At 67.7% G+C, this 2,879-nt stretch carries 4 protein-coding genes; 3 read left to right on the top strand and 1 reads right to left on the bottom strand.

Features of this window, described 5'->3' with window-relative positions; translation table 11 throughout:
* Positions 1 to 389 (bottom strand): hypothetical protein (locus tag Y887_RS19490; RefSeq protein ID WP_084726093.1); only part of this gene is annotated, 389 nt, incomplete at its 3' end.
* Between the two features lie 158 nt (positions 390 to 547).
* Between Y887_RS19490 and Y887_RS17310 the strand changes: the two genes are divergently transcribed.
* The 3 genes from Y887_RS17310 to Y887_RS17300 all read left to right on the top strand — a co-directional run bounded on the left by Y887_RS17310 (position 548) and on the right by Y887_RS17300 (position 2,772).
* Entirely contained in the window at positions 548 to 1,507 is a 960-nt protein-coding gene (locus tag Y887_RS17310) for a pyridoxal-phosphate dependent enzyme (RefSeq protein ID WP_046965529.1), read from the top strand.
* The gene (locus tag Y887_RS17305) at positions 1,492 to 2,109 is read left to right on the top strand and encodes a YdcF family protein (protein WP_046965528.1); all 618 of its coding nucleotides are present in this window, start codon (positions 1,492 to 1,494) and stop codon (positions 2,107 to 2,109) included. Before Y887_RS17310 ends, Y887_RS17305 begins: the two co-directional genes overlap by 16 nt.
* A 243-nt stretch (positions 2,110 to 2,352) precedes the next feature.
* Entirely contained in the window at positions 2,353 to 2,772 is a 420-nt protein-coding gene (locus Y887_RS17300) for a nuclear transport factor 2 family protein (RefSeq protein ID WP_046965527.1), read from the top strand.
* The last annotated feature ends 107 nt before the right edge of the window (positions 2,773 to 2,879 follow it).

Here is a 2,879-nt window from a genome sequence, read left to right as displayed (position 1 = left end):
ATCCGGGCCGGCGGCCGTGTGGATGGAGCGCCAGTCGCGGGTGGCGGGGTGGGCCGTTGCGGACGCGGTCCGCTGGGTCGCGGACCGTTGTTGAACGAGCCGTTCGGACGCTGTGGGCGGTACTGCGGCCGGCGATCATACGGCCGGTAGTAGTAGCCACCGCCGCGATAGACCGGATACACCGGGTAATCGTACAACCCGATTGCGCCGGCCCCATACGGAGCGCCATAGGGACTGCCGTAGTAATAAGGCGAGTACCCCGGTGGATAGCGATACTGCACGGCGGGCGCGCCACGGTAATAGCCGCCCGATCCACCTCCGGTGTAGTCGTAGGTTGCGCAGCCGCTCAGTGCCAGTAGCCCGGCGGCGAAGATCAGACGGAATTTCATGGATGGTGCCCTCCTGCAACCATGATCTCACTTTCGAACCGCTGCATTGAATCGGTCCTTAACTGTGCCGCAATGTGGCGCTTCTTCATTGATCCAGCATGCGCAGGGACGCTGCGTGCTGGCCGTGAAGAGTTGGGCGATACGTTAATCTTGCGGGCATGATCGACACGGTCCCTCTTGCCCATTCAGATGTCCTGCAGGCTGCCGCGCGCATTGCGTCGCTCTGCGCGACGACACCGTTGCTGACCTCGCACTACCTGGATGCACTCTGCGGTGCGCAGCTGTTCTTCAAGGCCGAGCATCTCCAGCGCAGCGGCGCGTTCAAGTTTCGTGGCGCCTGCAATGCGGTCTGGTCGCTGCCGGACGATCTGGCGCCGCGCGGTGTTGTCACCCATTCGTCCGGTAACCACGGTGCGGCGTTGGCGCTGGCCGCCCGTACGCGCGGTATCGGCTGTCATGTCGTGGTACCCGAAGGCGCCGTTGCCGCCAAGCTGGCCAACATTTCCCGGCATGGCGCCACGCTGTGGCGCTGTGCGCCGACCATCGCGGCGCGCGAGCGGATGTGTGCCCAGGTCCAGGCCACCAGTGGCGCGACCCTGGTGCACCCGTACACCGATCCGGCCGTGATCGCCGGCCAGGGCACGGCCACGTTGGAGTTGCTGCATCAAAGCGGCGGGCTGGATGTGCTGTTGGCGCCGGTCGGCGGCGGCGGGCTGGCAGCCGGTGCGGCGTTGGCGCTGCGGTCTGCGCCGGACTGCGCGCTGGTGCTGGCCGAGCCGAGCGGAGCGGCCGACACCGCGCGCTCGCTGGCGGCCGGGCAGCGCCTGGTCGACTTCGTGCCCGACACGGTCTGCGACGGCCTGCGCGGCACCCTGGGGGCGCCGAACTTTGCGTTGCTGCAGGCCGGCGGCGCGCAGGTGATCACGGTGGACGACGCGGCCGTGGTCCAGGCGATGCGGCTGATCTGGCAGGTGCTCAAGCAGGTGGTGGAGCCGTCTTCGGCCATCACGCTGGCGGCGGTGCTGGCCGAGCCGGCGCGGTTTGCCGGGCGCAGGGTCGGGCTGATCCTGTCCGGCGGCAATGTCGATCTGGACGCGCTGCCGTGGGCCGCCGCGTGAGCAGGCGTGCGCGCAGGCTCGGCCTGTGGGGCTGGGGCTGGCGGTTATGCATGCTGGCGCTGATCTGGCTGGTGGCGGTAGCCGGCTGGATCGTCTGGGTGGGCGACCGCGATCAGGCGGCGTCGGCGGACGTGATCATCGTGCTGGGCGCGGCCGCCTACGATGCGCGCCCGTCGCCGGTCTTCGAAGAGCGGATCCGGCATGCGCTGGATCTGTATGGGCAAGGCTATGCGCCGCGGTTGTTGTTCACCGGCGGCTTCGGCAATGGCGCGCGCTTTGCCGAGTCGCAGGTGGCACGGCGCTACGCGCTGCGCCATGGCGTGCCGCCGGAAGCGATCGTGATCGAGACCAGCTCGCGCACCACCCGCCAGAACCTGCTGCAGGCGCGGGCGCTGATGGAACGGCACGGCATGCACCGGGCGATCATCGTCAGCGACCCGTTGCACATGGCGCGCGCGCTGCGGCTATGCCAGGAACTGGGGGTGGATGCGCTGGCCTCGTCCACGCCGAGTACGCGCTTTCGCAGCTTCCACACCAGCTGGCGCTTCCTGCTGCAGGAGGTCTATTTCTTCCATCGCGATCTGGTGGTGCAGGGGGCCTGACGCTGCCGCGTTTCATCCGTGGCATCGAGCCGGCATTGCCCGGCAGGTGGCAGGTGGAGGTGCTCAGGCGCCTCGCACCGACAGGTCGGGCCCTGCGCCGCAGCGGTTGGGTCATGTGCGCTGCACAACGGCGTGGCCGTCGAGGATGGGGAGACGCGTGAGATGGGGCGAACGATTGACCGCGTCCCAGCGCGTGCGCCAAACCCGCTCTATGATGCGGCTTTCCCAGCGGCAGGTTCGAGCATGAGCGAGAGCAATCGGCAACGCGCCATCGGCCTGGTCCAGGCCTATTACGCTGCCTTCAACCGCGGCGATTGGGATGCCATGTTGGCGTTCCTGGCCGACGATGTGGCGCACGATCTCAATCAAGGTGCACGCGAGATCGGCCGCGCGGACTTCGCGGCCTTTCTGCAACGCATGAACGACAGCTACCGCGAGCAGCTGCGCGACATCGTGATCACTGCCAACGACGACGGCACGCGCGTGGGTGCCGAGTACGTGGTGCACGGGGTCTACCACACCACCGACGAAGGCCTGCCGGAAGCCAACGGGCAGACCTATGTGCTGCCGGGCGGTGCGTTCTTCGATGTGCACGACGGCGCCATCACCCGCGTCACCAACTATTACAACCTGCAGGAATGGATCGCGCAGGTATCGCGCTGAGTGCATCGATCGGCATGGGCCAGACCGGCGTAGGAGCGCACCAGGGCGCAATGAGGCATTGCCGATAGCGCCTCATTGCGCGCAAGCGCGCTCCTACGCCGGTCTGG

It is taken from the genome of Xanthomonas pisi DSM 18956 (assembly GCF_001010415.1).
In the GTDB taxonomy this organism is placed as follows: Bacteria; Pseudomonadota; Gammaproteobacteria; order Xanthomonadales; family Xanthomonadaceae; genus Xanthomonas; species Xanthomonas pisi.
The sequence above is the reverse complement of the archived record's forward strand: the minus strand, read 5'-3'. Positions and strand labels throughout refer to the sequence as shown.

What these genes read in the sequence shown, in the direction of transcription:
- Y887_RS17310 (WP_046965529.1), top strand. Translation starts at nt 548, where the DNA reads ATGATCGACACGGTCCCTCTTGCCCATTCAGATGTCCTGCAGGCTGCC.
- Y887_RS17300 (WP_046965527.1), top strand. Translation starts at nt 2,353, where the DNA reads ATGAGCGAGAGCAATCGGCAACGCGCCATCGGCCTGGTCCAGGCCTAT.